This is a genomic window from Xanthomonas sp. 3498 (assembly GCF_014199795.1).
In the GTDB taxonomy this organism is placed as follows: domain Bacteria; phylum Pseudomonadota; class Gammaproteobacteria; order Xanthomonadales; family Xanthomonadaceae; genus Xanthomonas_A; species Xanthomonas_A rydalmerensis.
Genome location: NZ_JACHOH010000004.1, coordinates 152,048 through 176,034 on the forward strand (window position 1 = coordinate 152,048; position 23,987 = coordinate 176,034).

Consider the following 23,987-nt stretch of genomic DNA (forward strand, 5'->3'; position numbering starts at 1 on the left):
GGATCGCGATGCGGTATTCTGCCATGTAACCGTTTTCACGGGGCAACATCGAGCCTGGGAGGGCACGCAATGCGATCCGCCAGCCGCCGATCCGGCGCGCCGTCGTTATCCGGCCTGCAGCACGCGGCATGGGAGAGGTATGCTCAGAGGTCTGGCAGTCGTATTCATCTCCTGGATCGTGCGTTCCCGTCTGGCGGCCTTTCCGCGTCACGCTTTCGCCCGAACCGGCCGGATACAGGCCGTTCCCGCCGTCCGCTTCCCCACGCCACGTCACTCCTAGCCCCCAGGTGATCGACACCATGTCACCCGAAACCGAAACCCGGTCGATGCACGATACCTTCCTGTTGTTCGGCGCCACCGGCGATCTGGCCCAGCGCTATCTGTTCCCCTCGTTGCTGCGCATGCTCGACGACGGCTTCCTGCCGGAGGACTTCCGCATCCGCGCGCTGGCGCTGTCGCCGCACGACACCGCCAAGTTCCACGAACTCCTCAAGCCGCGCCTGCAGGCGGCGATGCCGCAGATCGGCGAATCGATCGTGCAGGCGCTGCTGGCGCGCATCGACTACCGCTCGGTGGACCTGCGCGATGCCGAATCGGTGGCCGCCGCGGTGCGCGACCTGACCGCGCGCCGCTGCGTGAGCTATCTCGCGATCCCGCCGGGGCTGTACATCAGCACCTGCCAGGGCCTGGCCCTGGGCGGGGCGCTGGCCGCGCCGCACCGGCTGATGCTGGAGAAGCCAATCGGCCACGATTCGGACAGCGCCCGCGAAATCGTGCAGGCGATCGGCGCGCTGATCGACGAGGACCGCGTATTCCGCCTTGACCACTACCTGGGCAAGGCCGCGGTGCAGAACCTGATCGCGCTGCGTTTCGGCAACACGCTGCTGGAAGCGGTGTGGAACCGCACCTACATCGAGTCGGTGGACATCCTGGTCGCCGAGAGCGAGGGCGTGGACGGCCGTGACGCCTACTACGCGCGTTCCGGCGCGCTGCGCGACATGGTGCAGAGCCATATCCTGCAGTTGCTGTGCCTGGTGGCGATGGAGCCGCCGGCGTCGTTGGAAGCCGACCGTATCCGCGACGAGAAGGTCAAGGTGCTGCGTGCGCTGCGTCCGCTGAGCGCAGAGCATGCCGCCCGCGACAGCGTGCGCGGGCGCTACACCGCCGGCACCATCAACGGCCAGCCGGCGCAGGCCTACCAGCCGCCGGAAGGCAGCGACGTGGAAACCTTCGCCGCGGTCACCGCCTACATCGACAACTGGCGCTGGGCCGGGGTGCCGTTCCGGCTGTGCACCGGCAAGCGCCTGGCCGAGCGCTCCACCCGCGTGGTGGTCACGCTCAAGCCGGTCACCCACTGGCTGTTCGAGCGCCCGGCCGCGCAGCAGGCGGCGCCGAACCGGCTGACCTTCCAGCTGCAGCCGCAGGAGAACATCGAACTGGGGCTGATGAGCAGCCTGGCCGGTCCGGAATGGGGCGCGCTGGAACTGCAGCAGCTGGAACTGGAACTGTCGGTGCCCACCGGCCTGCACCGGCGCATCGCCTACGAGCGGCTGATGCTCGACGCGCTCAACGGCAACCACGCGCTGTTCGTGCGCGACGACGAGGTGCGTGCCGCCTGGGCCTGGATCGACAGCGTCAGCGCCGCCTGGGCGCAGGCGCAACTGCCGCTGCTGCCCTACCCGGCCGGCAGTTGGGGGCCGGAGGAAGCGCAGGCCTACGTGTCCTGCGACCAGTCCGGCGCCGCGCCGCGGGGCACGCCGTGAGCGCGCCGCAACGCCCGGTGCTGGTGGCCGACATCGGCGGCACCAATGCCCGTTTCGCCCTCGCCGATCTCGACGCCTCGGTGCCGCTGCTCGACGACAGCACCCAGACCTACTCGGTGGTGGAGTTCCCGTCGCTGGGCGACGCCGCCCGGCACTACCTGGAACAGACCGGGGTGGACGCGCGCAGCGGCACCTTCGCGGTCGCCGGCCGCGTCGATGGCGACGAGGCGCGCATCACCAACCATCCGTGGGTGATCTCGCGGGCGCGTACCCGCGCCATGCTCGGCTTCGACGAACTGCACCTGATCAACGACTTCGCCGCGCAGGCGATGGCGATCAGCCTGCTGCGGCCGCAGGACGTGGTCCAGGTCGGCGGCGCCAGCTGGACGCCCTCGCCGATCGAGGTGCCGCGCAACTACGGCGTGATCGGCCCCGGCACCGGCCTGGGCGTGGGCGGCCTGCTGGTGCGCGGCGGGCGCTGCTTCCCGCTGGAGACCGAGGGTGGTCACGTCAGCTTCCCACCGGGCACGCCCGAGGAGATCCGCATCCTGGAACTGCTCTCGCAGCAGTTCGGCCGCGTTTCCAACGAGCGCCTGATCTGCGGCCCCGGCCTGGTCAACATCCACCGCGCGCTCAGCGAGATCGCCGGCGACGACCCGGGTCCGCTGCAGCCGGAAGACATCACCGCGCGCGCCGCGCAGGGCGACTACCGGGCGATGCGCACGGTGGACGTGTTCTGCGCCGTGTTCGGCGCCATCGCCGGCGACCTGGTGCTGATGCAGGGCGCCTGGGACGGCGTGTTCCTGACCGGCGGGCTGGTGCCGAAGATGCTCGACGCGATCCAGCATTCCGGGTTCCGCCAGCGCTTCGAGCACAAGGGCCGGTTTTCGTCGATCATGGCGCGGGTGCCGTCGCTGGCGGTGATCCACCCCCGTCCCGGCCTGCTCGGCGCCGCCGCCTACGCGGTGGACGCCGCGCGGCAATCCCCAGGAGTCATTGCATGAGCCCCACGCTGTCCGACCGCATCACGCTGATCCGCTACGACGATCCGGATGAATGGATCGACGCGGCGGCGGCCGAGATCGGCACCGCGCTGCGCGAGGAGATCCAGCGCCGCGGCGGCGCGCGCCTGCTGCTGTCCGGCGGTACCACCCCGGCGCCGGTGTACCAGGCGCTGGCCGAGCTGCCGCTGGACTGGTCCAAGCTGGAGGTCGGCCTGGTCGACGAGCGCTGGCTCTCGCCGCAGGACAGCGACAGCAATGCCTACCTGATCCGGCACAGCCTGCTGGATCGCACCGAGGACGCGCGGTTCGAGCCGCTGGTGCGGGTCGGCAAGCCGCTGCAGGACTGCGTGCACGCGGCCAACCTGCATGCGCAGCACGCCCCGGCCGCATGCATGGCGGTGCTGGGCATGGGCGGCGACGGCCACACCGCCTCGCTGTTCCCCGGCGCCACCGATTTGAACAAGGCCCTGACCAACCCGCTGCCCTACGCCGCGCTCGACGCCACCGGCTGCCCCGGCGCCAACACCTGGCCGCTGCGCATCACCCTGACCCCGGCCGGCCTGGCGCCGATCGGCCAGCGCATGCTGCTGTTGCGCGGCAAGCAGAAGCTGGAGGTGCTGGAACGTGCGCTGGCCGGCACCGATCCGCACGAGTATCCGATTCGCGTCGCCTTCGATACGCCCGGTGCGCGCCTGCGCGTGCATTGGTGCGAGTGAGGCCGGGAGTGGAGAGTCGGGATTGGGGATTGGCAACGGCCGCGTGCTGACGCATCCCCGCTCTCCCGAGTCCCCATTCCCGAGTCCCGATTCGCGACGCCTCCCCACACTTCATAGCCATTTCCGCCAATGAGCCTGCATCCGACCCTCCACGCGATCACCGAACGCATCCGCCAGCGCAGTGCGCCGTCGCGGCGCGCCTATCTGGCCGGCATCGACGCCGCGTTGCGCGACGGCCCGTTCCGCAGCCGCCTGAGCTGCGGCAACCTCGCCCACGGCTTCGCCGCCTGCGGCCCCACCGACAAGAGCCGGCTGGAAGGCGGGATCACTCCCAACCTCGGCATCATCACCGCCTATAACGACATGCTCTCGGCGCACCAGCCGTTCGAGCACTACCCGGAGATCATCCGCAACACCGCGCGCGCGCTCGGCGCCACCGCGCAGGTGGCCGGGGGCGTGCCGGCGATGTGCGACGGCGTGACCCAGGGCCGGCCGGGCATGGAACTGTCGCTGTTCTCGCGCGACGTGATCGCCCAGGCCACCGCCATCGGCCTCAGCCACGACATGTTCGACACCAGCCTGTACCTGGGCGTGTGCGACAAGATCGTGCCCGGCCTGCTGATCGGCGCGCTGGCCTTCGGCCACCTGCCGGCGGTGTTCGTGCCGGCCGGGCCGATGACGCCGGGCATCCCCAACAAACAGAAGGCGGAAGTGCGCGAGCGCTACGCCGCCGGCCAGGCCACCCGCGAGGAGTTGCTGGCCGCCGAATCGGCGTCCTACCACGCCCCCGGCACCTGTACCTTCTACGGCACCGCCAACTCCAACCAGGTGCTGCTGGAAGCGATGGGCGTGCAGTTGCCCGGCGCCTCCTTCGTCAACCCCGGCACCCCGCTGCGCGACGCGCTGACCCAGCAGGCGACCGAGCGCGCGCTGCGCATCACCGCCCTGGGCAGCGACTTCCGCCCGCTGGGCCGGCTGATCGACGAGCGCGCCATCGTCAACGCCGTGGTCGCGCTGATGGCCACCGGCGGCTCGACCAACCACACCATCCACTGGCTGGCGGTGGCGCGCGCGGCCGGCATCGTGCTGACCTGGGACGACCTGGACGCGCTGTCGCAGCTGGTGCCGCTGCTGGCGCGGGTGTATCCGAACGGCGAGGCCGACGTGAACCACTTCGCCGCCGCCGGCGGCATCGGCTTCGTGTTCCGCGAGCTGATGGACGCCGGGCTGATGCACGACGACCTGACAACCATCGTGCCAGGCGGCATGCGCGCCTACGGCGACGAGCCCTGCGTGCAGGACGGCAAGCTGGCCTACGTGCCGAGCCCGGCCAAGAGCGCCGACGAGGCGGTGGTGCGTCCGGCATCCAACCCGTTCGAGGCGCAGGGCGGCCTGCGCCTGCTGCGCGGCAACCTCGGCCGCTCGCTGATCAAGCTGTCGGCGGTGAAGCCGCAGTTCCGCAGCATCGAAGCGCCGGCCGTGGTGATCGACGCGCCGCAGGCGCTGAACAAGCTGCACGCCGCCGGCGCGCTGCCGCACGACTTCGTGGTGGTGCTGCGCTACCAGGGCCCGCAGGCCAACGGCATGCCGGAGCTGCATTCGCTGGCGCCGCTGCTGGGCCTGCTGCAGAACCAGGGCCGGCGCGTGGCGCTGGTCACCGACGGGCGCCTGTCCGGCGCCTCCGGCAAGTTCCCCGCGGCCATCCACGTGACCCCGGAAGCGGCACGCGGCGGCCCCCTGGCACGCGTGCGCGAAGGCGACATCGTGCGCCTGGACGGCGAGGCCGGCACCCTGGAAGTGCTGGTGGATGCCGCCGAATGGGCGGCGCGGCCGCTGGCGCCGAACACCGCGCCGGCCGCGCACGACATGGGCCGCAACCTGTTCGGGCTCAACCGCCGCATGGTCGGCCCCGCCGACCAGGGCGCGCTGTCGATCTCCTGCGGCCCGCCGGCCGCCGATGGCGACCTGTGGAACTACGACGCCGAGTACGACCTGGGCCGCGATGCCGAGGCCGCCGCCGCGCCGCACGAATCCAAGGACGCCTGACGCCTGACCGGCGGCGCTACCGCGCGCCCCACCCTGCCCCGCCCGTACGCGGCCGGGGCCTTGCCCCCTCGCAACCGAGACGCTTATGACCATCGCCGAACACCAGACCAAGGCCGAGCAGCTGCTGCGCGCGGCCGGCATCCTGCCCGTCGTCACCGTCCACAGCCTGGAAGAGGCGCGCCGCGTGTCGGCCGCGTTGCTCGAAGGCGGCCTGCCGGCGATCGAACTGACCCTGCGCACGCCGGTGGCGATGGAAGCGCTGGCGATGCTCAAGCGCGAGCTGCCGGACATCGTGATCGGCGCCGGCACCGTGCTCAACGCCACCCAGCTGCAGCAGTCGATCGACGCCGGTGCCGACTTCATCGTCACCCCGGGCACCACCCCGACCCTGGCCGACGCCCTGGCGCAGGCGCCGCTGCCGGTGGTGCCGGGCGCGGCCACCCCGAGCGAACTGCTGGCGCTGATGGAGCGCGGCTTCCGCGTGTGCAAGCTGTTCCCCGCCTCCGCGGTCGGCGGCCTGGCGATGCTCAAGGGCCTGGCCGGCCCCCTGGCCGAGCTCAAGCTGTGCCCCACCGGCGGCATCGGCGAAAGCACCGCCGCCGAATACCTGGCGCAGCCCAACGTGGTCTGCATCGGCGGCTCGTGGATGGTGCCCAAGGACTGGCTGGCCGACGGCGCCTGGGACAAGGTGCGGGAGAGTTCGGCGAAGGCGGCGGCGATCGTGGCGGCGGCGCGGTAGCGCCGCGGCCGCCGGGATTGGGGAGTCGGGATTGGGGATTCGCAAAAGCAGCTCCACCCAACACCTCAAAAAAAGCGCCGGCATGCCGGCGCTTTTTTTGCTTTAGCTGTTACGAATCCCCAATCCCGACTCCCGAATCCCAGCTTCACCGCACCTCGATCTGCACATCCGCCGGCAACGCATGGATGCGCAGTTCGCCGTGCTCCCATTGCGCCGCTTCGCCATTGACCACGGTGCGGCCCGGTTCTCCGGGGTACGGCCACGGCAGCACCAGGCCGCCGCTGGGCATGCGCAGGCCCTCGGGGATGTTCAGCAGCAAGCGGTTCTTCTGCCGCCGCAGCTGATAACTCAGCGGCCCCTGCGGGGTGCGCAACTGCTCGATCGCCACGCCCTTGCCGTCGAGCCAGTCGGCCGGGATGCCGGCGGCCAGCACCAGGCTGTCGTCGACGTCGCGGGCGTAGGCGAACATGTCCAGCACCGAGCGCACGAAGTCGGACGCGACCCAGGCATGCGGCAGGTCGCCGAGGAAGAACGGCTTGCGCGGCGTGCGCGAGACCACCTCGGCCCACTGGTTCCAGGGCTGCGGAGCGCGGTCCTTGAAGAAGAACTGCGTCGCCTCCCAGGCGCGCTCGCGCCAGCCCAGGCGTACGAACGCGGACACGTTGCGCCACTCGTAGGGGGTGTAGTCCTTCCACTCGCGGGTGCCGTCGCGGCGGCCGACGAACTCGCTCCAGTAGCGCTCGAAGGTGTTGTCGAGCAGGGCCTGCGGCAGCCGGCCCTGTTCGCCGCCCGGTGCCAGCGCGATGGTGGTCGAGGTCGGATCGAAATCGCCCAGTTCCGCCGAGCCCGGCAGGAAGGTGATGTGGTGTTGCTGGGTGGCCGCGTCCAGCGAGGCGTACAGGTCCTGGCGGAACTGGTCGCGCGAGGCGGCGAAGCGCGCGGCATCGTCGATGCGGCCCAGTTCGGCGGCGATGCTCACCGCGTCCTTGTAGCCGCGCAGCGCCCAGAAATTGTCCCAGTACGAATGCATCGGCTTGGCCGAATAGCCCTCGTGGCTGATCGACACCGGCATCATCCCGTAGAAAGCCGCGTTGCGCGCACGGTTCTCGTCGGTTCGCTCGCTCAGCCGCAACTGCTCCATGTAGGTGTAGGCGCCGAGCACGTGCGGCCACATCTGCTCCAGGAAGGCGCGGTCGCCACTGTAGCGGTAGTAGTCGGCGACGCTGTAGATCAGTTCGCCGTGGCTGTCGTTCTCCGGCACCGGGTCGCTGCCGCGGTCGTCCACGCAGCACGGCACCATGCCGTTGGCGAACTGGTAGGGCGCGTACCATTCCACGTACTCGCGGACCACGTCGGCGCGGCCCAGCCGCAGCAGGCCTTCGGAGATCATCGCGCCATCGCGGATCCAGCTGCGCGAGTACGAGCGCGTGCCCGGCTGCAGGCGCGGCCCGATCCGCGAGATCAGCATGTGCGCCAGCGCGGTGCGCAGCGTGTCGGCGACCGCCTTGCCCTGCGCCGGCACGCGCAGCTGCACGCGATCCAGCTTCTCGTGCCACTGCGCGGCCACCTGCTGCTGCGCGCGTGCGGCATCGAAGCCCGCCGGCAGCGCGGCGTTGCCGGTCTGCGGAATCACCAGCGCCACCTCGCGCACCTCGCCCGGGGCCAGGCGCCCGCGATACAGCAGTGCGCCGGAGGCCAACCCGTCGGGATCCTGCGCCTGCTGCGGCAAGCCGCTGGCATCGGTGCTCAGCCGTTCGACGTCGATGCCGGCGTCGAACGCAGTGGCATAGGCCGCATCCGGCTTCTGCACCGCGAACACCCGCGGCTGGCCGTTGACCTGCACCTGCGTGCCGGCGATCGCCAGCGAACGGATCTGGCTGACGCCGCCGACGGTATTGAGGAACTGACTGGGCGGATTCACCTGGAACGGACGCACCGCCAGCGCCAGGGTGTAGTCGTGCGGCTGCTTGCTCGGATTGCTGAGCCGGTAGCGCGCCACCAGTTGCGCCTGCTCCGGCTCGCCCTGCACGAAGGCGGTCACGCGCAGCGCGGCGTTGTCGTGGGTCCAGTCCACGCTGGGAATCGGCAGGTAGTCGTCCTGCAGGCTCTGCGCCGTCTTGACGTCGGCCCAGCTCAGGCGCTTGCCGTCCAGCAACAGGAACGGCTCGATGCTGAAGCCGCCCTTGCCCACCTCGATCGCGCCATCCTCGCCGACCAGGCCCTGTTCGCGGCCGCCGTCCAGGCCGACGATGGTCCAGTACGGCTGCTCGCCGCTGAAGCCGCGCGGGAACCAGCCGCGGGTCGATTGTGCCGCCACCGACTTGATGAAGTCGTTCTGGGTCGCGGCGAAGGCCAGCGGCTGCAGCGCGATATCGGCGATGCCGTAACGGAAGCTGGGGCCGTCCTGCAGGTCGAAGCGCACATAGCGTGCCTCGGTGTCCGGCAGCGCCAGCCAGTCGGTGCCGCCGTTGCCGGCGGTCACCTGGCGCAACTCGCGCCAGCTGCGTCCGTCGGCCGAGCCCTGCACGGTGTAGCGCGAGGCGTACACGCCCGGCGCCCACTGCACCTTGGCGCCGCCGAACTCGCGCACCTTGCCCAGGTCCAGCATGATCGTCTGGTTCTTGGCGTTGCCGCTGTACCAGACCGTGTCCGGCTTGCCATCGGCGATGCGCTGCTCCAGCGCCGGCGCGGTATCGGCGTTGACCTTGACCGTCAGCGGCGAGGTGTCCTGCGGCGGCAGCGGGGTCAGGGTCAGCTGGTCGAAGCACACCGTGCCGGCGCCACCGACCTGGTTGTAGATGGTGAACTCGATCTGCGCGCTGCGGGTCAGTTCCTTCTCTGGGCTCGGCCCCCAGGCCTTGTCGATCTGCCGCTTCTTGAAGGTGACCGTGCTCCATTGCGTGGGGAACGCATAGCGTGGCCGGTTGACCCACCACACGTTGTCGCCGCTGGCGTCGGCCAGCTTGAACTGCAGGTCGTTGCTCGGCGACTCGCCGCGCAGCTGGAACGCGAACTGGTAGTTGTCCGGGTAGTCGATCGGCACGCTGCGGCGGATCCCGGCGTAGCCGGATACGCCGTTGAAGTCGTAGTCCAGGCATAGCGCCTTGGCGCGGCCGCCGCTGGGCGCCTGCACCAGCCGGGTCGAGGCGGTGACCTGGTTGGAGACGACGATCTGCCACTTGTCCAGATCGTTGAAGCTGTCCAGCGTCACCGTGGAGGTCGGCGGCGCGGCGACGGCATGGGCGGCCGCCAGCCCCAGCATCGTCAGCATCGCGCGTGCGCACGTTATCGCCATCCCGTCCCTCATCGCCTTCCCCGTTGCTGTCGTGTCGTTGCGTGTCTGCTTGTATGCGAGGGCGTCCGCCCCCGGTGCCCCAGTGGCATTGCCCGTCTGCTGACGCGGCTGAAGCCGCTCCTACATCTGCGGCATGACCATCCATGGCCGGGCGTTCGGCGCAACGCGCGCCAGTGGCGCGCAAGCGTTGCGCCTCACCCCTTCACGCTGCCGAGCAGCAGGCCCTGGATGTAGTAGCGCTGCAGGGCCAGGAACAGGGCCAGCACCGGGATCACCGTGACCACCGCGCCGGCCATCATCATCTCCACGTCCATGATGTGCTCGCGCGACAGCGCCGCCAATGCCACCGGCAAGGTGTAGTGCTCCTGGTCGGTCAGCACGATCAGCGGCCACATGAAGTCGTTCCACGCGGCCATAAAGGTGAAGATGGTCAGCGTCACCAGCACCGGCTTGAGCATCGGCAGCACGATCTGGAAGAAGATCCGCAGCTCGCCGGCGCCGTCGATGCGCGCGGCCTCCAGCAGCTCGTCCGGGATCGACCGCGCGTACTGGCGCACCAGGAAGATGCCGAACACCGTCGCCAGCGCCGGAACGATCACCCCGCCGAAGTTGTTGACCAGGTGCAGCTGCTTCATCAGCAGGAACAGCGGCAGCATCGCCACCTGCGCCGGGATCACCAGTGCCGCCAGCAGGATCTGGAAGATACGTTCCTTGCCGACGAAGCGCAGCTTGGCGAAGGCATAGCCGGCCATGGTGTTGACCAGCAGCGAGCCGAAGGTGATCGCGCAGGACACCAGCAGGCTGTTGGCGAAATTGCGCGCCATGCCGGTGCGCGAGAACAGCTCGCCGTAGTTGGCCAGGGTGGCGCCGGTGGGCAGCATCGGCGGCGGGAAGCGGCTGGCCTGCCCCGCCGGCATGAACGACACCGACACCATCCACAACAGCGGCGCCAGGCTGATCACGGCGAGCAGCAGCAGCCCGCCGTTGACCAGCAGCGTGTTCCAGCGCGAGGCGCCGATCTCACGGCTCATACCAGGTCCCTCTTGCGGCCGAAGCGCAGCATCACCGTCGTCACTCCCAGGATGATCAGGAACAGCAGGAACGCCACCGCCGACGCGCGGCCGAGGTTCCACCACTTGAAGCCTTCCTCGAACATGTAATACAGCACGCTGACCGTGCTCTGCAGCGGATCGCCGCGGGTCATCACGTAGGGTTCGGCGAACAACTGGAAGTAGCCGGACACGGTGATCACCCCGACCACCAGCAACACCGGCCCGAGCATCGGCAGGGTGATGTGCAGGAACTGCCGCCACTTCGAGGCGCCGTCGATGCGCGCGGCCTCGTACAGGTCCTGCGGGATCGCCTGCAGGCCGGCGAGGAAGATCACCATGTTGTAGCCGAAGTTCTTCCACACCGCGAACAACATGATGGTCGGCATCGCCCAGTGCGGGTCGCCGAGCCAGTCGATCGGGCCGATGCCCAGGTGCGCCAGGCCGTAATTGACCAGGCCGTAGCTGGTGTGGAACAGGTAGCGCCAGATCACCGCCACCGCCACCAGCGTGGTCACCACCGGCGCGAACAAGGCAGTGCGGAACAGCGCCTTGAACCGCGCCACCGGCGCGTTCAGCAGCAGCGCCGCGCCCAGCGAGGCGGCGATGGACAGCGGCACGCCGACGATCACGAAGTAGGTGGTGTTCCACAGCGACTTCCAGAACATCGGCGTCTGCAGCAACTCGCTGTAGTTGCCGAAGCCGACGAAGCGCAGGTTGTGGCGGTCGGCCAGCGAATACAGGTCGAAGTCGGTGACGCTCAGCGCCAGCGCCGACAGCACCGGCAGGCCGAAGAACACGCCGATCACGATCAGCGCCGGGCCGGCGAACAGCCAGCCGATCAGGGAACCGCGCTTCATGGCGTGGCTCCCGCGGCCGGCGCCGCCGTGCCTTCGCGATGCTGCTGATGGATCCAGCGGCGTTTCTCCAGGATCTCGTCGACCCGCTTGTCCAGTTCCCGCATTGCCTTCTCCTGCGGTTCGCCGCCGCGTACCACCCGCTCGGTGGCCAGCCGCATCTCCTGCACGATGCGCTCCCACTCCAGGACCTTGGGTGCCGGCTTGGCCCGTTCCAACTGGTCGCGGAACGCGTGCGCCAGCGGATCGTCGGCCAGCGACGGATACGCCCAGGTGCTGCGCCGTGGGGGCATGTCGCCGATCAGCGCATGGAAGCGCGCCTGGATCTGCGGCCGCGACAGGAACTCGATCAGCTTCCACGCCGCGTCCTTGTGCTCGGACTTGCGGAAGATCACCAGGCTGGTGCCGCCGGCGATGCCGGCGCCGGGACCGTCCGGACCCGGCAGCGGCATGGTGCCCCACTGATCCTTCAACGCCGGCGGCTGCACCTTGCGGAATTCGCGGATGTTCCACGGGCCGGAGATGTAGAAGGCGTAGAAGCCATTGAAGAACTCGTCCCAGACGTTGGAGATCTGCGTCTCCGACATCTTCGGCGCCCAGCCCTGGTCGAACATGTTGGCGTAGAACGCCAGCGCCTTGCGGAAACCGGGGCTGTTGAAGTTGCCGTAGTTGTCGTGGTCGCGCAGCAGCGGATCGGGCAACTGCAGGCCCAGCGACAGCTGCTGCTCGAACTCGTTGAGCGGCATCAGGATGGCGTAGCGCTTCGGCCCGACATGCTGCTTGACCGCCGCCATCGCCTGTTCCCACTCGGCCCAGGTCTGCGGCAGCTTGGTCACGCCGGCGTCGCGCAGCATGTCCTTGCGGTAGAACAGCAGGCGCGTGTCCACGTACCAGGGGATGCCGTAGAGATGGCCATCGATGACGCTGGTGTCCCAGATGCCGGGAAAGTAATCCTTCGGGTCGACCACCTTGGAGCGGTCGACATAGGGCTGCAGCGGCTGCAGCGTGCCCAGCTCGGCGAATTCCGGGATCCAGGTGTTGCCGAGCTGGCACACGTCCGGCAGGCCGTCGGCGGCGAACGCGGTGAGCAGCTTCTCGTGCGCGGCGGTCCACGGGATGTTCTGGATGTCCACGTGGATGCCCGGGTTCTCCTTCTCGAACTGCGGGATCAGCTCGGCCACCACCTCGGCCTCGCGGCCCATCGCCCAGAACCGCACCACCTCGCCCTGCGGCGCGCGTGCGCAGCCACAGATCGCCACCACAAGCAAACCCAGCGAAAACCAACGACCGATCATGCGTGCTGTGCTCATTCCGGTTGCTGCGGCTGGCGCTGTGGGGGGGTGGACTGCGCCTCGGCGGCGGCGGCGCGCGACTCGGCGATGCCCAGCGCACGCGCATTGGCCGCCTGCTCGTCCTTCTTGGGCAGCGGCTGGGTCTCGCCTTCCGGGGTCAGCCAGCCGCCGGTGAAGCCGGCGCGCTCCAGTCCGGTGCGGATGTACTTGTTCTTCTTCATCACGTTCCAGACGAACTCGTTGCGGTAGTTGGCGATCATGGTGACGATCGCGCCCTGGTCGATGCCGATGTAGTCGCTGGCGACCCAGCCGCGGTTGGGGATCATGCGGCCGGTCTTGAGCGGGATATCGTAGTTGAAGCTGGGGTTGAACGAATCCAGGAAACCGTAGCTCGAATACAGGAAGTCGCCGAAGCGCTTGTGCATTTCCTGGGTCGCCGGAATCACCACCTCCGGCGCGAACACGATCGAGGACACCGCTGCGGTCGGCGCGATGGTGCCGTCGTCGAAGGCCTCGAACAGGCCGGCGCCGCGGGTGCGGTAGTGGAAGAACTGGCGCTGCTCGCCGCGGTAGTCCTGGGTGGTGTTCTGCGGACCGTCGCTGGCGGTCAGGCCCCACACGTTCTCGCCGTACTCCTTCCACTTCATCGGATTGTCGATGGCGTACTCGCGCTGCGCCAGCGTGGCGCGGCGGCTGTTGAGGAAGTAGTCGATGCCATGCTCGCGCATGTACTGGTCCTGGATGTCGCGGAAATCGATCCAGACGTGGTTGTACTGGTGCGCGAACAACGGGCCGAACGCCAGGTATTCCTGGCCGTAGTACACGCCCCAGTCCTTGTTGTAGGTGCGCGTCCACTCCTGCCACGCGTCCGGCTCCACCGGATGGGTCGGCGAACCCAGCGCCAGCAGGTACACCATCATGCCTTCGTTGTAGCCCATCCAGTCGTGCTGGATGAAGCCGCGCTCGGGATACCAGCCCATCGAGATCAGCGGCTTGCGCTGCTGCATCCACGGCCAGTCCACGCGCCGGTACAGCGTGTCGGCGATCTGGCGGATCTCCTTCTCGTCGGCAGTGTCGCCTTCATAGTAGGACTGGGCGAACAGCACGCCCATCATCAGCAGCGCGGTGTCCACGCTGGACAGTTCCACCCACTGGTCGTAGCGCAGCCCCTTCTGCATGTCCAGGAAGTGGTAGTAGAAACCCTTGTAGCCGGCGCGGCCGGTGCGTTGCGGACCGACCGGCAGATCGCGCAAAAAGCGCAGCGTGGTCAGGGTGCGCTGCACCGCCTGCTCGCGACTGATCCAGCCGTTCTCGTAGCCGATGGGGTAGACGGTGAGCGCGAAGCCGACCGACGCGATGGACGCGAACGGCCGCGACGGATAGCGATCCACCGCCATGCCGTTCTGCTCGTTGGTGGTGTCCCAGAAGAACTGGAAGGTGCGGCGTTCGATGTCCTCGAACAGGGGCGGCAGTTCCGGCTTCAGCAGTTTCGGTGGCAGTTCGGCTTCGACCAGGATGACCTTGACCGGCTTCTTCTCCACCGCCTTCGGCTCCTCGGTCTTCTTGCACGCCGTCAGCAGCACCCCTGCTGCCATCACCATCAACGAAAACCTGATGAAACTGCGCTGCTTCTTCATCGTGCCCCCCGTGAAATCGTTTACATGCACGCAAAAAATACCCCACTTCCGCATCGCCGCGGCCCCCGGTGCACGGGAGCCGCGGCGACCCTACTTACCAGTTCAAGCCAAACGACAGCTTGAACGTCCGCATCGGCGAGGCGAGCACGCCGTTCGGCGTGCCGAACGCCGTGTTCAGATCGGCGTAGGTGCCGGTATCGGTGTTGTAGTCCGCGTAATTGGTCCAGTTGAACAGGTTGATGACATCGGCACGGACGTTGAACTTGATGCCCGAACCGGTATCCCATTCCTTGTTCGCCGCCAGGCTGAATTCCTTGTAGCCCAGCGTGGAATCCGGCTTGTACTGAATGATATAGCACTGGTCGTTGCCCGCCAGGCAGTCGGTGCCGTAGCGCGGGGTCTGACTGGCCAGCGACAGCTTCGCCGACAGGGTGACGTCGTACGGCAGGTCGTAGATGCCGGTGACCACCAGGCGGTTCTTCGGGATGCCGCCGGCCTCACGCCAGCCGTAGCCGGCCATCGACGGCTGGTCCAGTGCGTAGTGCTCGCCGTACTGACGGTTCTCCTTCGCATCGGAGAAGGTGTAGGCCACGGTCAGGCCCCAGCCGGATTCCTTGTCGTAGGGCTTGTCCAGCTTCAGCGCCAGCTGGTTGTTGCGCGTCTTCAGGCCGTTGGTGCCGAGCACGATCGCACTGTAGCCATTGGGCGAGTCGGTCGGCACACCGGAGGTGGTGCCGGGCAGGAAGAACGAGCCGTCGGCACGGCGGTTGCCGCGCAGGAACACGAAGCCGTCCTCGCTGACGATGTGGCTCAGGGTCACGTCCGTGTACCAGTCGTTGCCCCAGAAATGCACCATGTTGCGCATGCCCAGACTGAACTGGTCGGAGTAAGGCACCTTGATGTTGTTGTCGATCAGGTAGACCTCGCGGCCACCGCCGGCACCACCGGTGTTGGACGCCGCCAGCCCGGCCAGGCCGGCCTGGGTCGCATAATTCGGATCCCATGCCACGCACGGCTGGCCGAGGCACGGCGTGTTGGCGCTGTTGAAGTAGTAGCTGTAGGAACGGAAGTTGTTGTTCAGCTGCTCCAGCGCCAGGTAGTCGAACAGGTTGCGATCGTACGCGCGACCGGCGCCGCCGTAGATCACGTGCGCCTGGTCGCCGAACAGGTCGTAGGAGAAGCCCAGGCGCGGCTGCCAGGCATCCTTGAACGCCTTGCGGTTGTTGCCGGTGCTGATGTAGTTGGCGATGTCGTAGTTGGCGTTGTCCAGGTTGCGCCAGTTCAGCAGCGCGCTGGCGACGTCGGCCGGGGTGACGAAGTCGAGGAACGACGGGGTCTTCTCGTAGTCGTAGCGCACGCCCAGGTTCAGGGTCAGGTGTTCGTTGACCTCCCAGTCGTCCTGCAGGTAGATGCCGTACTGCTTGTTCTGCGACTGCACCGAACCGCCGTCGCCGGTGTCGCCGAAGCGCACCCGGTACGGCGTGCCGACATCGCTGAGGATGTTGTAGTAGTACTGCGGATTGGCCGGATTGATCTGGGTCGAATCGAGCTGGATGTCCTTGTACTTCACACCCATCTTGATGGTGTGGCTGCCGTGCCAGTCGAGGCTGTTGAGGGTCAGGTCGTCCTGCAGAGTCCAGCCCTTCTGGCCCTTGTTCTGGAAGCTGCTGCCGGCGCCGGCGCTGAGGATGGTGGTCTCGTTGCCGGCCTGCGGCACGTAGGACAGCACGTAGCCGCTGCCGTCGGTGAGCGGGGTCTGGGTCCAGAACGCGCTCTCGTAGCTCAGGTTCAGATCGTTGAGGAAGGCCTCGCCGCTGTACTGCCAACGCAGGTTGGCGCGCTTTTCCTTCTGCCCGTTGGTGCTGCCGTGCTGGTAGGTGGTGGTGTCGCCGATGTCCGACAGCTCATCTTCCTTGCGGTACTTGCCGGTCAGCTCGAACAGGTTGTTGTCGCCCAGGGTCCAGTCGATCTTGCCGAAGTACAGGTCTTCCTTGAACGGGGTGCTGTAGGTGGCGACCAGCGGCTGCAGCTGCGCCGGCAACTGGTCGACGCGGTCGGCGTAGATGCCGCCCGGGATCACCGTGTTCGGCGTGTTGTATTCCTTGGCCTCGTAGGCCACGAAGAAGTGCGCACGGTCCTTGAGGATCGGGCCGCTGAAGGTGGCGCCGTACTGAGTCTCGGAGAAGTCGTCGCGCTGGCCGGCCTTGCGCTCCAGCGGGCTTTCGGCGCGCCAGTCGTCGTTGGTCGTATCCCAGAAGAAGCTGCCGTGGAAATCGTTGGTGCCGGACTTGGTCGAGGCGACGATCGCCGCGCTGCTGACCTGGTCGAACTCCGCCTTGTAGTTGGAGGTGATGACCTTGTACTCGCCGATCGCCGACTGCGGGAACGGATTGCCGCGGCTGGAATCCTGGCCGCTGACGCCGCCGGTCAGCACGTAGTTCTTCTGGCTGATGCCGTCGATGTAGACGTTGGTGCCGTTGGCCGAGGTCGCACCGGAACGCACCGTGGTGTTGCCCTTGGCATCACGCTGGAACTGCACGCTCGGCACGCTGTCGGCCAACTCCAGGAAGTTGCGCGTGGCCTGCGGCAGCTTCTCGATCTGCACGTTGGAAATGTAGGTGGCGTTCTCCGAAGTGCGGGTTTCCACCAGCACCGGCGGCGCCTGCACCTGCACCGCGTCGAGCGTGGTCGCGCCCTGCCCGTTGGCGGTGGCCGCTTCGCCGCCCACGCCCAGGTCCAGGGTCGCGGTCTGGCCGACCTGCACGGTGACGTTCTGCGAGGTGGTCTTGCCGTCGGCGGTGACGTCGATGCGGTAGGAACCCGGCGGCAGGCCGCCGACCGAATAGGTGCCGTTGCTGGTCTGCACGCTGCGGGTCAGACCGGTGGCCAGGTTGGTGGCGGTGACCTGCGCGGACGCGGCCGGTGCCGAATCGACCTTGACCTGGCCGCGGATGGTGGCGCCGGTGCTTTGTGCGAATGCCGGCGCGGCGCCCAGCAGCAGGCAACTGGCGAGGGCGCAGGTCAACAGCTTGCGCGTGGGCCGGGCGGAGTGCGGGGTGTGTTGCATGTGGGGTTTTCCCTCCAGGAAGACGTGATGCTCGTTATGGGTGGTGCGTGGTGCTTCGATGGAACGAAGTGGAACAAGCGATGCGGCGCGGACACCGCGTCGCATCAGGAACGGGCCGTGCTGGAATCGCGCACGACCAACGTAGGAACCAGGGTCTGCCGCTGTCCGTCGTCCGCGTCGGGCCGATCGATCAGCTGCAGTAGGCGATGCATCGCCTGCTCACCAAGCCCGGCGATGCTGACGCGCATGGTGGTGAGGGATGGGTGAACGAAACGCGCCAACGGGATGTCGTCGAAGCCTGCGAGCGCGACGTCGTCGGGCACGCGCACATCGCGCTGGGTGAAAGCGTAGAGGCAGCCGAGCGCGGTCATGTCGTTGGCGGCGAACACCGCATCGGGCAGCGCGTCGGCCTGCAGCATCGCCTGTCCGGCGCGGTAGCCGGAGGCTTCGTCGAAGTCGCCCGGAAACTCCTGGCCGTGCGCCTCGCCGGGATGGCGCGCGATGGCATCGCGGAAGCCGCGCAGGCGTTCGCGCGCGTCGAAGTTCAATTCCGGCCCGCCGATGAAGGCGATGCGGCGATGTCCCATCGCCAGCAGGTGCTCGGTCATCGCCACCGCACCGGCATGGTCGTCGATGCTCAGCACCGGGTACTCGGTGCCCGGCAGGTGGGTGTTGATCAACACCGTCGGCAACGCCTGCGGCAGGTTGTCGGTGAGGAAACCCGGGCGCTCGGCATACGGCGACAGCACCAGCAGGCCGTCGACGCGGCCGCGCATCGCGCGCAGCGCCCGCCCCTGCTCTTCCGGGTCGCCGTGGTAGCTGGACACCAGCAGGTGCTGGCGGCGCGCGCGGGCGGCGCCGTCGATGCCGCGGATCAGTTCGGAGAAGAATTCGCCGTACAGGTCGGGCAGCACCACGCCCAGGGTCTGGGTGCGGCGGCTGCTGAGGCTGCGCGCCGCCGCATGCGGGCTGTAGCGCAGGCGTTCGGCCACTTCCAGGACCAGGGTCCGCACCGGCGCGGCCACGTTCTCGTGACCGTTGAGCGCACGCGACACGGTGGCCACGGAAACCCGGGCCTCGCGTGCGACATCTTTGATGGTGACCGCGCTCTTCGCCATCGTGCCGCCCTCCGCGGCAGAGACCTTGAGAAACTGGCGCGGACTGTAATCGTTTTCAGCGCGAGGCAGAAGCCTTTTGTTATTTTTACAATAAACGCCTTATTTTTCAGCCACTTGAATAATGCGAAAGCGACCGGAATCGTGCCGCAACGCAACATAATCCAGGTGCAGATTCCGGTTTTCCGCGGGGTGCGCACCCCGATTCGGGCTGGCGGCACCCGATCGGCCACAGGCGTCAGCCGGCCGTGACCGGCACCTCGGCGCGGATCGACAGCGCATGGATATCGGTCTGCATCATCTCGCCCAGCGCGGCATAGACGGCGCGGTGCCGGGCCAGCGGCGGCGCCCCAGCGAAGGCGGCACTAATGATGTGGACATTGAAATGCCCGCGGCCATCGCGCGCGCCGGCGTGGCCGGCATGGCGATGGCTGTCGTCCTCGACCTCCAGCGCCTGCGGCGCGAATGCCGCCTCCAGCGCGGCGCGGATGCGCGCCACCCGCTCGGCACCGACCTGGCTCATGGCAGCACCTTGCGGAACGGCCGCACCTCGACCCGGGCGTAGACCCCGGCAGCGACATACGGATCGGCCTCGGCCCAGGCCTGCGCCTCGGCCAGCGAATCGAACGCAGCTACCACCAGGCTGCCGCTGAAGCCGGCCGGGCCCGGATCCTCGGCGTCGATCGCCGGGCACGGCCCGGCCAGCAACAGCCGCCCGGCCTCCTGCAACTGGGTCAGCCGCTGCAGATGCGCCGGCCGCGCCACCGCCCGCCGCGGCAGCGCATCGGCCACGTCGTACCCCTCGATCACGTACCACATCGCGTCTTCGCCCTCGTTCTATCTTCACAGACGTGCCATTGTAGGACCTGCCCCGGTGCGGCGGCGCTGGACACCGACCCCGCCGGCGCATTACCCTTGGTTCCATTGCACGCGGCCGGATGCAGCGGCCCGTCGGTGATCGGCGACCCCAAGCCCCTTCCGACGACCGATTCGCTGCCTGACACCGCCCGCGCAGACGTCCTCCTCTGTAGTTCCCGCCGCCACGACACGCGTGGCGTGCGTCGTGTGTCTTGTTGAAGTACCGAGCGCGTTGCGGGGACGACGCGCCATTGAACCGCAGCACTGCCGGCAAGGAGCCGCGCCGGGTCGCGCCTGCCCGGCCCTTCGCTACCGCAACACCAATGTCCAACCGATGACCTCCGAACTCGCGCTCGACGCGAACCCGCCAATCCAGACGACCCCGCCACAGCAGCAGGAAATGCCGCTGGCGGTCGTGCATGGGCAACCGGTACTGCAGATCCCGCAGGATCTGTATATTCCGCCGGATGCGCTGGAAGTCATCCTGGACGCGTTCGAAGGCCCGCTGGACCTGCTGCTGTACCTGATCCGCCGGCAGAACCTGGACATCCTGGACATCCCCGTCGCCGAGATCACCCGGCAGTACGTGGACTACATCAACGTGATGCAGGAGCTGCGCTTCGAGCTGGCGGCCGAATACCTGGTGATGGCCGCGATCCTGGCCGAGATCAAGTCGCGGATGCTGCTGCCGCGGCCGCCGGCCGAAGACGGCGAGGAAACGGACCCGCGCGCCGAACTGGTCCGCCGCTTGCAGGAGTACGAACGTTTCAAGCAGGCTGCCGAGGACATCGACGCGCTGCCGCGGCAGGACCGCGACACCACCCCGGCACACGCCCACGTGCCGGACCGGGCCGCGGTCAAGCTGCCGCCGCCGGTGGAGCTGAAGGAAATGCTGCTGGCGCTGTACGACGTGCTCAAGCGCGCCGAACTGTTCAGCGGCCACGCCATCAAGCGCGAGGCGCTGAGCGTGCGCCAGCGCATGGGCGATGTGCTGGGCCGTCTGGACGACGGCAAGTTCCACCGTTTCGAATCGCTGTTCAGTGCCGAGGAAGGCAAGCTGGGCGTGCTGGTCACCTTCCTGGCGCTGCTGGAACTGGCCAAGGAGCAGTTGCTGGACATCGTCCAGGAGCCGCTGGCGCACGTCCCCGCTGATGCCGCCGAGCGACCGCCGCTGCCGCCGATCTACGTCAAGTCGCTGGCGCTGGGCAACACCAACGCACCGCTGCAGTTCAACAGCGAGTTCGACGACAGCGACGCCGCCGACGCCACCACCTGAGTCCACCGAGAACCCGTCCACGCATGGATCAAGCGCTGATCAACCGCATCGTCGAGGCCGCCCTGCTCGCCGCCAACCAGCCGTTGCCGCTGGCGCAGTTGCACGGCCTGTTCCCGGAGGAGGAACCCGCGCCGCCGGGCAGCATCGAGCGCGCGCTGGAACTGCTGCGCGAGGCCTGCGAGGGCCGCGGCGTGGAACTGGTCGAAGTGGCCTCCGGGTTCCGCTACCAGGTGCGCAGCGACGTGCACGCCTGGGTGGCGCGGCTGTGGACCGAGCGCAAGACCCGCTACACCCGCGCCACGCTGGAGACCCTGGCGCTGATCGCCTACCGGCAGCCGATCACCCGCGGCGAGATCGAGCAGGTGCGCGGCGTGGCGGTCAGCAGCAACATCATCCAGGCGCTGGAAGAGCGCGAATGGATCCGCGTGGTCGGGCACCGCGACGTGCCGGGCAAGCCGGCGCTGTTCGGCACCACCAAGACCTTCCTGGACTATTTCGGGCTCAAGCGCCTGGACGAACTGCCGCCGCTGTCCGAACTCAAGGACATCGGCGAACTGGAACCGCAGCTGCCGCTGGACCGCGACGCGCTGCCGGTCGGCGACATGGCCCAGGCCGATGCCGCCCCGGGCGAGGCCGCCGACCAGGGCGACCAGGGCGACACCACGCCGCAGGCCGCGGCCGCCGGCGAATCCGCCGCGCCCAGCGCGACGGCGCAGGCAGACGCGGCCGCAGACGCCGATGACGATGCCGACGTAGCAGCAGACGCAAGCGACACCGCAACACCGCACACCCCCGCGACCGACGACGCCGACGCGCCGCCGGCCACGGATCCCACGACCGCCCCGACGGGCGAACCCGAAGCCGCGCCGGGAGAGCGCGCGGCGGATGCGAACGAAGCCGAAGACAACGCCGTCGCGACGACGACCGTGGCTGTTGACGATGCCGATTCCGAACCACAGGCCGACGCGCAACGCGCCGGCCGGAGCCAAGTAAATGAGTGACACCTCCCGCAAGCTGTCGTTGAACAAGCTCTCGCTCAAGCGCGATGCCGCTGCCGGCGAGCAGCCGAAACTGGAAGAACGCCTGCACAAGGTCCTGGCCCAGGCCGGGCTGGGGTCGCGCCGGGCGCTGGAACAGCGCATCGCCGACGGCCTGGTCAAGGTCAACGGCGAGGTCGCGCAGACCGGCATGTCGATCCGCAGCGGCGACAAGATCGAGCTGGACGGCCGCAGCTTCGTCGCCAGCGCGCTGACCGAGCCTTCGCGCGTGCTGATCTACAACAAGCCCGAAGGCGAAGTGACCACGCGCGAAGATCCCGAAGGCCGCCCGACCATCTTCGAGGCGCTGCCGGCGCTGAAGGGCGCGCGCTGGATCGCGATCGGCCGCCTGGACATCAACACCACCGGCCTGCTGCTGCTTACCACCGACGGCGAGCTGGCCAACGCGATGATGCACCCCTCCTACGAGATCGAGCGCGAGTACGTGGTGCGCGTGCGCGCCCCGGAAGGCGAAGAGACGGTGCCCGACAGCATGATCGAGAGGCTCTCGCGCGGCGTGCTGCTGGAGGACGGCGGCGCCAAGTTCGACGAGATCGAACGCATCGGCGGCACCGACTCGCACGACTGGTTCCGGGTGGTGGTCAAGGAAGGCCGCAACCGCGAAGTGCGGCGCCTGTGGGAATCGCAGGGCTGCCAGGTCAGCCGGCTCAAGCGCACCCGCTACGGCAAGATCGCGCTGCCGCGCGAGCTGCTGCGCGGGCACTCGATGGAACTGGCGCAGGACAAGGTCGAGGCGCTGCGCGCCGAGCTGAAGCTGGAGGAAGGCACCCCGTCGGCGCTGACCCTGCAGCCGGTGATCGGCCAGCGCAAGGCGGCCAAGGCCACCGTGCAGGTCGGTCGCGGCGGCAACGCCTACGTCAACGGCCACAACACCGCCGACGAAGGCCGCGAGCTGCGCCGCTTCGACAATTTCCGCGAGGACCGCGGCCGCGGCCGCGGCGGCAAGAAGCCGCACGGCGGCCTGACCGTGAGCGGCGAAATGGCCGCCAAGCAGGCGCAGAAGCCGTTCAAGCAGCGCACGCCGAAGGGCCCCAAGCCGCTGCCGGACGGCAACCCGGCCGCGTTCCGCACCTGGTACGTGCCCGATGGCGTGAGCACCGGCCCGACCGGCCACCGCAACGCCGGTCCCGGCGCTCGCGGCCAGGGCCAGGGTCAGGGCCAGGGGCGTCCTTACGCCAAGCCGCGTCCGGCCGGTGCCGGTGCGGGCGCCGGGGCCGGCCAGGGCCGCGGTCAGGGCCAAGGCCAGGGGCAGCGCAAGGCGCACCCGTACGGGCATCCGGCCAATGCGCCGAGCTTCCCGTCCGATCACGCCAACCCCGGCTTCAGTCCCTACGGCGCCGCGCCGCGCGCAGCGCGCCCGGCCGGCGGCCAGAAGCGCGGCCCGGGTCCGGGCGGACGCCCCGGCGGCGGCAACCGCCCGGCTGGCGGTCGTCCGCCGGGCGGCGGCGGCCGTCCCGGCGGCGGCGGCAACCGCGGCGGTTCGCGCGGCGGCTGAGTGACGGTGCCGGCGCGGCGCGCGTCGGCCTGCCCCGCTCCCGACAAGGGCGTCTGCGCAAGCGGCGCCCTTTTTCGTTGGGCGCTAGCGCCAGCGGAAATGGAGCAGGCCGCTGGACGCCGGCGTCCGCGTCACCTACGTGAGACGGTCCGTATCGCGGCCGCCCGCTCGCTCAAGCATCGGCAGGATCGTTCCTGCAGTCCGCAAACCCGTCGGGCACCTGCCTGGCAATCCAGTTGCCATGAGCAGACTTCGCGACGAGCAGCGCCGAGGTTGCGTTGTAGCTCGGGGCGCTTGTGTCGCCGGGCCTGGCCAGCCCGTTGTCATGGAAACACAGGCGTACGGACGTGGGGTCGGCAGATAGCACCTCGAAGCGCATCATCCAGCCTTTGTCGGCCTGGAGCAGGCGGGCGCCATTGGCGGTTTTTGTGACGTCCACGAAGCCATAGTCCGCGAACGTCGTCTTCCCCGGCATGCGACGGGGACCGACCGAGTTGGGAAAAGAGGTCAGGTCCAGGTGCTGGATGACCGCATCCCTGACGCCTGCCTCCTGCGAGGCGGCCAGGGACGGAGCACCGACCCCAAGCGCGACCAGGCCAACCAGCATTCCGGCATTCATGGGACGATCTCGCGCACAGAGGGAGGACCGCGATGATAGGCAGCGCGAAGCCCCACGCTCAATGGCGATGGCCGTGGCGGCTACCGCCCACGCGGCGCTCG

At 68.6% G+C, this 23,987-nt stretch carries 18 protein-coding genes; 8 read left to right on the forward strand and 10 right to left on the reverse strand.

Annotation, left to right across the window (positions count from 1 at the left end; genetic code table 11):
* The first annotated feature begins 326 nt into the window (after positions 1-326).
* The 5 genes from zwf (at position 327) to GGR66_RS13435 (ending at position 6,268) form a co-directional block, all read left to right on the forward strand.
* Complete coding sequence (gene zwf, locus GGR66_RS13415) at positions 327-1,763, forward strand: glucose-6-phosphate dehydrogenase (RefSeq protein ID WP_184448570.1); 1,437 nt, start codon at positions 327-329, stop codon at positions 1,761-1,763.
* A complete protein-coding gene (gene glk, locus GGR66_RS13420) occupies positions 1,760-2,767 on the forward strand; it encodes a glucokinase (protein ID WP_184448571.1) in 1,008 nt (335 codons plus the stop codon). Before zwf ends, glk begins: the two co-directional genes overlap by 4 nt.
* A complete protein-coding gene (pgl, locus tag GGR66_RS13425) occupies positions 2,764-3,483 on the forward strand; it encodes a 6-phosphogluconolactonase (protein ID WP_048488905.1) in 720 nt (239 codons plus the stop codon). Before glk ends, pgl begins: the two co-directional genes overlap by 4 nt.
* 129 nt (positions 3,484-3,612) lie before the next feature.
* Entirely contained in the window at positions 3,613-5,529 is a 1,917-nt protein-coding gene (edd, locus tag GGR66_RS13430; protein WP_184448572.1) for a phosphogluconate dehydratase, read from the forward strand.
* A gap of 85 nt (positions 5,530-5,614) precedes the next feature.
* Positions 5,615-6,268, forward strand: coding sequence for a bifunctional 4-hydroxy-2-oxoglutarate aldolase/2-dehydro-3-deoxy-phosphogluconate aldolase (locus GGR66_RS13435; protein ID WP_160965101.1), 654 nt, complete (start codon positions 5,615-5,617; stop codon positions 6,266-6,268).
* A 145-nt stretch (positions 6,269-6,413) separates the two neighbouring features.
* Here GGR66_RS13435 and GGR66_RS13440 read toward each other — a convergent pair whose 3' ends face one another.
* From GGR66_RS13440 to GGR66_RS13480, 9 genes are all read right to left on the reverse strand, one after another.
* Positions 6,414-9,530, reverse strand: a complete 3,117-nt coding sequence (locus GGR66_RS13440; RefSeq protein WP_184448748.1) for a discoidin domain-containing protein — start codon at positions 9,528-9,530, stop codon at positions 6,414-6,416.
* 227 nt (positions 9,531-9,757) lie between these two features.
* Entirely contained in the window at positions 9,758-10,594 is an 837-nt protein-coding gene (locus GGR66_RS13445; RefSeq protein ID WP_160965105.1) for a carbohydrate ABC transporter permease, read from the reverse strand.
* Complete coding sequence (locus GGR66_RS13450) at positions 10,591-11,472, reverse strand: sugar ABC transporter permease (RefSeq protein WP_160965107.1); 882 nt, start codon at positions 11,470-11,472, stop codon at positions 10,591-10,593. The genes GGR66_RS13445 and GGR66_RS13450 overlap by 4 nt, the downstream gene beginning before the upstream one ends.
* Positions 11,469-12,764 carry a sugar ABC transporter substrate-binding protein gene (locus GGR66_RS13455; protein WP_184448749.1) on the reverse strand — a complete coding sequence of 432 codons (1,296 nt, stop codon included), beginning with the start codon at positions 12,762-12,764 and terminating at the stop codon, positions 11,469-11,471. The genes GGR66_RS13450 and GGR66_RS13455 overlap by 4 nt, the downstream gene beginning before the upstream one ends.
* Before the next feature lie 11 nt (positions 12,765-12,775).
* A complete protein-coding gene (locus GGR66_RS13460) occupies positions 12,776-14,398 on the reverse strand; it encodes a glucoamylase family protein (RefSeq protein ID WP_160965109.1) in 1,623 nt (540 codons plus the stop codon).
* Positions 14,399-14,492: 94 nt separating this feature from the next.
* On the reverse strand, positions 14,493-17,465 hold the full coding sequence (locus GGR66_RS13465; protein WP_184448573.1) for a TonB-dependent receptor: 2,973 nt from the start codon (positions 17,463-17,465) through the stop codon (positions 14,493-14,495).
* A gap of 104 nt (positions 17,466-17,569) precedes the next feature.
* Entirely contained in the window at positions 17,570-18,583 is a 1,014-nt protein-coding gene (locus GGR66_RS13470; protein ID WP_184448574.1) for a LacI family DNA-binding transcriptional regulator, read from the reverse strand.
* A gap of 235 nt (positions 18,584-18,818) precedes the next feature.
* Positions 18,819-19,103 carry a BolA family protein gene (locus GGR66_RS13475; RefSeq protein ID WP_184448575.1) on the reverse strand — a complete coding sequence of 95 codons (285 nt, stop codon included), beginning with the start codon at positions 19,101-19,103 and terminating at the stop codon, positions 18,819-18,821.
* Complete coding sequence (locus GGR66_RS13480; protein WP_160965117.1) at positions 19,100-19,399, reverse strand: YciI family protein; 300 nt, start codon at positions 19,397-19,399, stop codon at positions 19,100-19,102. Before GGR66_RS13480 ends, GGR66_RS13475 begins: the two co-directional genes overlap by 4 nt.
* 373 nt (positions 19,400-19,772) lie before the next feature.
* Between GGR66_RS13480 and GGR66_RS13485 the strand changes: the two genes are divergently transcribed.
* From GGR66_RS13485 to GGR66_RS13495, 3 genes are read left to right on the forward strand one after another with little or no spacing between them, the layout of a single operon-like run.
* On the forward strand, positions 19,773-20,714 hold the full coding sequence (locus tag GGR66_RS13485) for a ScpA family protein (protein ID WP_184448576.1): 942 nt from the start codon (positions 19,773-19,775) through the stop codon (positions 20,712-20,714).
* A 23-nt stretch (positions 20,715-20,737) separates the two neighbouring features.
* Positions 20,738-21,715 (forward strand): SMC-Scp complex subunit ScpB, encoded by a 978-nt coding sequence (gene scpB, locus GGR66_RS13490; RefSeq protein ID WP_184448577.1) that lies wholly within the window; start codon positions 20,738-20,740, stop codon positions 21,713-21,715.
* Positions 21,708-23,267 (forward strand): pseudouridine synthase, encoded by a 1,560-nt coding sequence (locus GGR66_RS13495; RefSeq protein ID WP_184448578.1) that lies wholly within the window; start codon positions 21,708-21,710, stop codon positions 23,265-23,267. The genes scpB and GGR66_RS13495 overlap by 8 nt, the downstream gene beginning before the upstream one ends.
* Positions 23,268-23,439: 172 nt before the next feature.
* Here the strand turns inward: GGR66_RS13495 and GGR66_RS13500 are convergent, their stop codons facing one another.
* A complete protein-coding gene (locus tag GGR66_RS13500; RefSeq protein WP_184448579.1) occupies positions 23,440-23,886 on the reverse strand; it encodes a pesticin immunity protein in 447 nt (148 codons plus the stop codon).
* Positions 23,887-23,987 lie beyond the last annotated feature (101 nt).

Excerpts from the sequence above, each read along its gene's own strand:
- GGR66_RS13460 (WP_160965109.1), bottom strand. The coding sequence starts at position 14,398 with ATGAAGAAGCAGCGCAGTTTCATCAGGTTTTCGTTGATGGTGATGGCA.
- GGR66_RS13495 (WP_184448578.1), top strand. The coding sequence starts at position 21,708 with ATGAGTGACACCTCCCGCAAGCTGTCGTTGAACAAGCTCTCGCTCAAG.
- scpB (WP_184448577.1), top strand. The coding sequence starts at position 20,738 with ATGGATCAAGCGCTGATCAACCGCATCGTCGAGGCCGCCCTGCTCGCC.
- GGR66_RS13435 (WP_160965101.1), top strand. The coding sequence starts at position 5,615 with ATGACCATCGCCGAACACCAGACCAAGGCCGAGCAGCTGCTGCGCGCG.
- GGR66_RS13465 (WP_184448573.1), bottom strand. The coding sequence starts at position 17,465 with ATGCAACACACCCCGCACTCCGCCCGGCCCACGCGCAAGCTGTTGACC.
- GGR66_RS13450 (WP_160965107.1), bottom strand. The coding sequence starts at position 11,472 with ATGAAGCGCGGTTCCCTGATCGGCTGGCTGTTCGCCGGCCCGGCGCTG.
- GGR66_RS13485 (WP_184448576.1), top strand. The coding sequence starts at position 19,773 with ATGACCTCCGAACTCGCGCTCGACGCGAACCCGCCAATCCAGACGACC.
- GGR66_RS13455 (WP_184448749.1), bottom strand. The coding sequence starts at position 12,764 with ATGATCGGTCGTTGGTTTTCGCTGGGTTTGCTTGTGGTGGCGATCTGT.
- GGR66_RS13480 (WP_160965117.1), bottom strand. The coding sequence starts at position 19,399 with ATGTGGTACGTGATCGAGGGGTACGACGTGGCCGATGCGCTGCCGCGG.
- pgl (WP_048488905.1), top strand. The coding sequence starts at position 2,764 with ATGAGCCCCACGCTGTCCGACCGCATCACGCTGATCCGCTACGACGAT.
- GGR66_RS13475 (WP_184448575.1), bottom strand. The coding sequence starts at position 19,103 with ATGAGCCAGGTCGGTGCCGAGCGGGTGGCGCGCATCCGCGCCGCGCTG.
- GGR66_RS13445 (WP_160965105.1), bottom strand. The coding sequence starts at position 10,594 with ATGAGCCGTGAGATCGGCGCCTCGCGCTGGAACACGCTGCTGGTCAAC.
- GGR66_RS13500 (WP_184448579.1), bottom strand. The coding sequence starts at position 23,886 with ATGAATGCCGGAATGCTGGTTGGCCTGGTCGCGCTTGGGGTCGGTGCT.
- edd (WP_184448572.1), top strand. The coding sequence starts at position 3,613 with ATGAGCCTGCATCCGACCCTCCACGCGATCACCGAACGCATCCGCCAG.
- GGR66_RS13440 (WP_184448748.1), bottom strand. The coding sequence starts at position 9,530 with ATGCTGGGGCTGGCGGCCGCCCATGCCGTCGCCGCGCCGCCGACCTCC.
- zwf (WP_184448570.1), top strand. The coding sequence starts at position 327 with ATGCACGATACCTTCCTGTTGTTCGGCGCCACCGGCGATCTGGCCCAG.
- GGR66_RS13470 (WP_184448574.1), bottom strand. The coding sequence starts at position 18,583 with ATGGCGAAGAGCGCGGTCACCATCAAAGATGTCGCACGCGAGGCCCGG.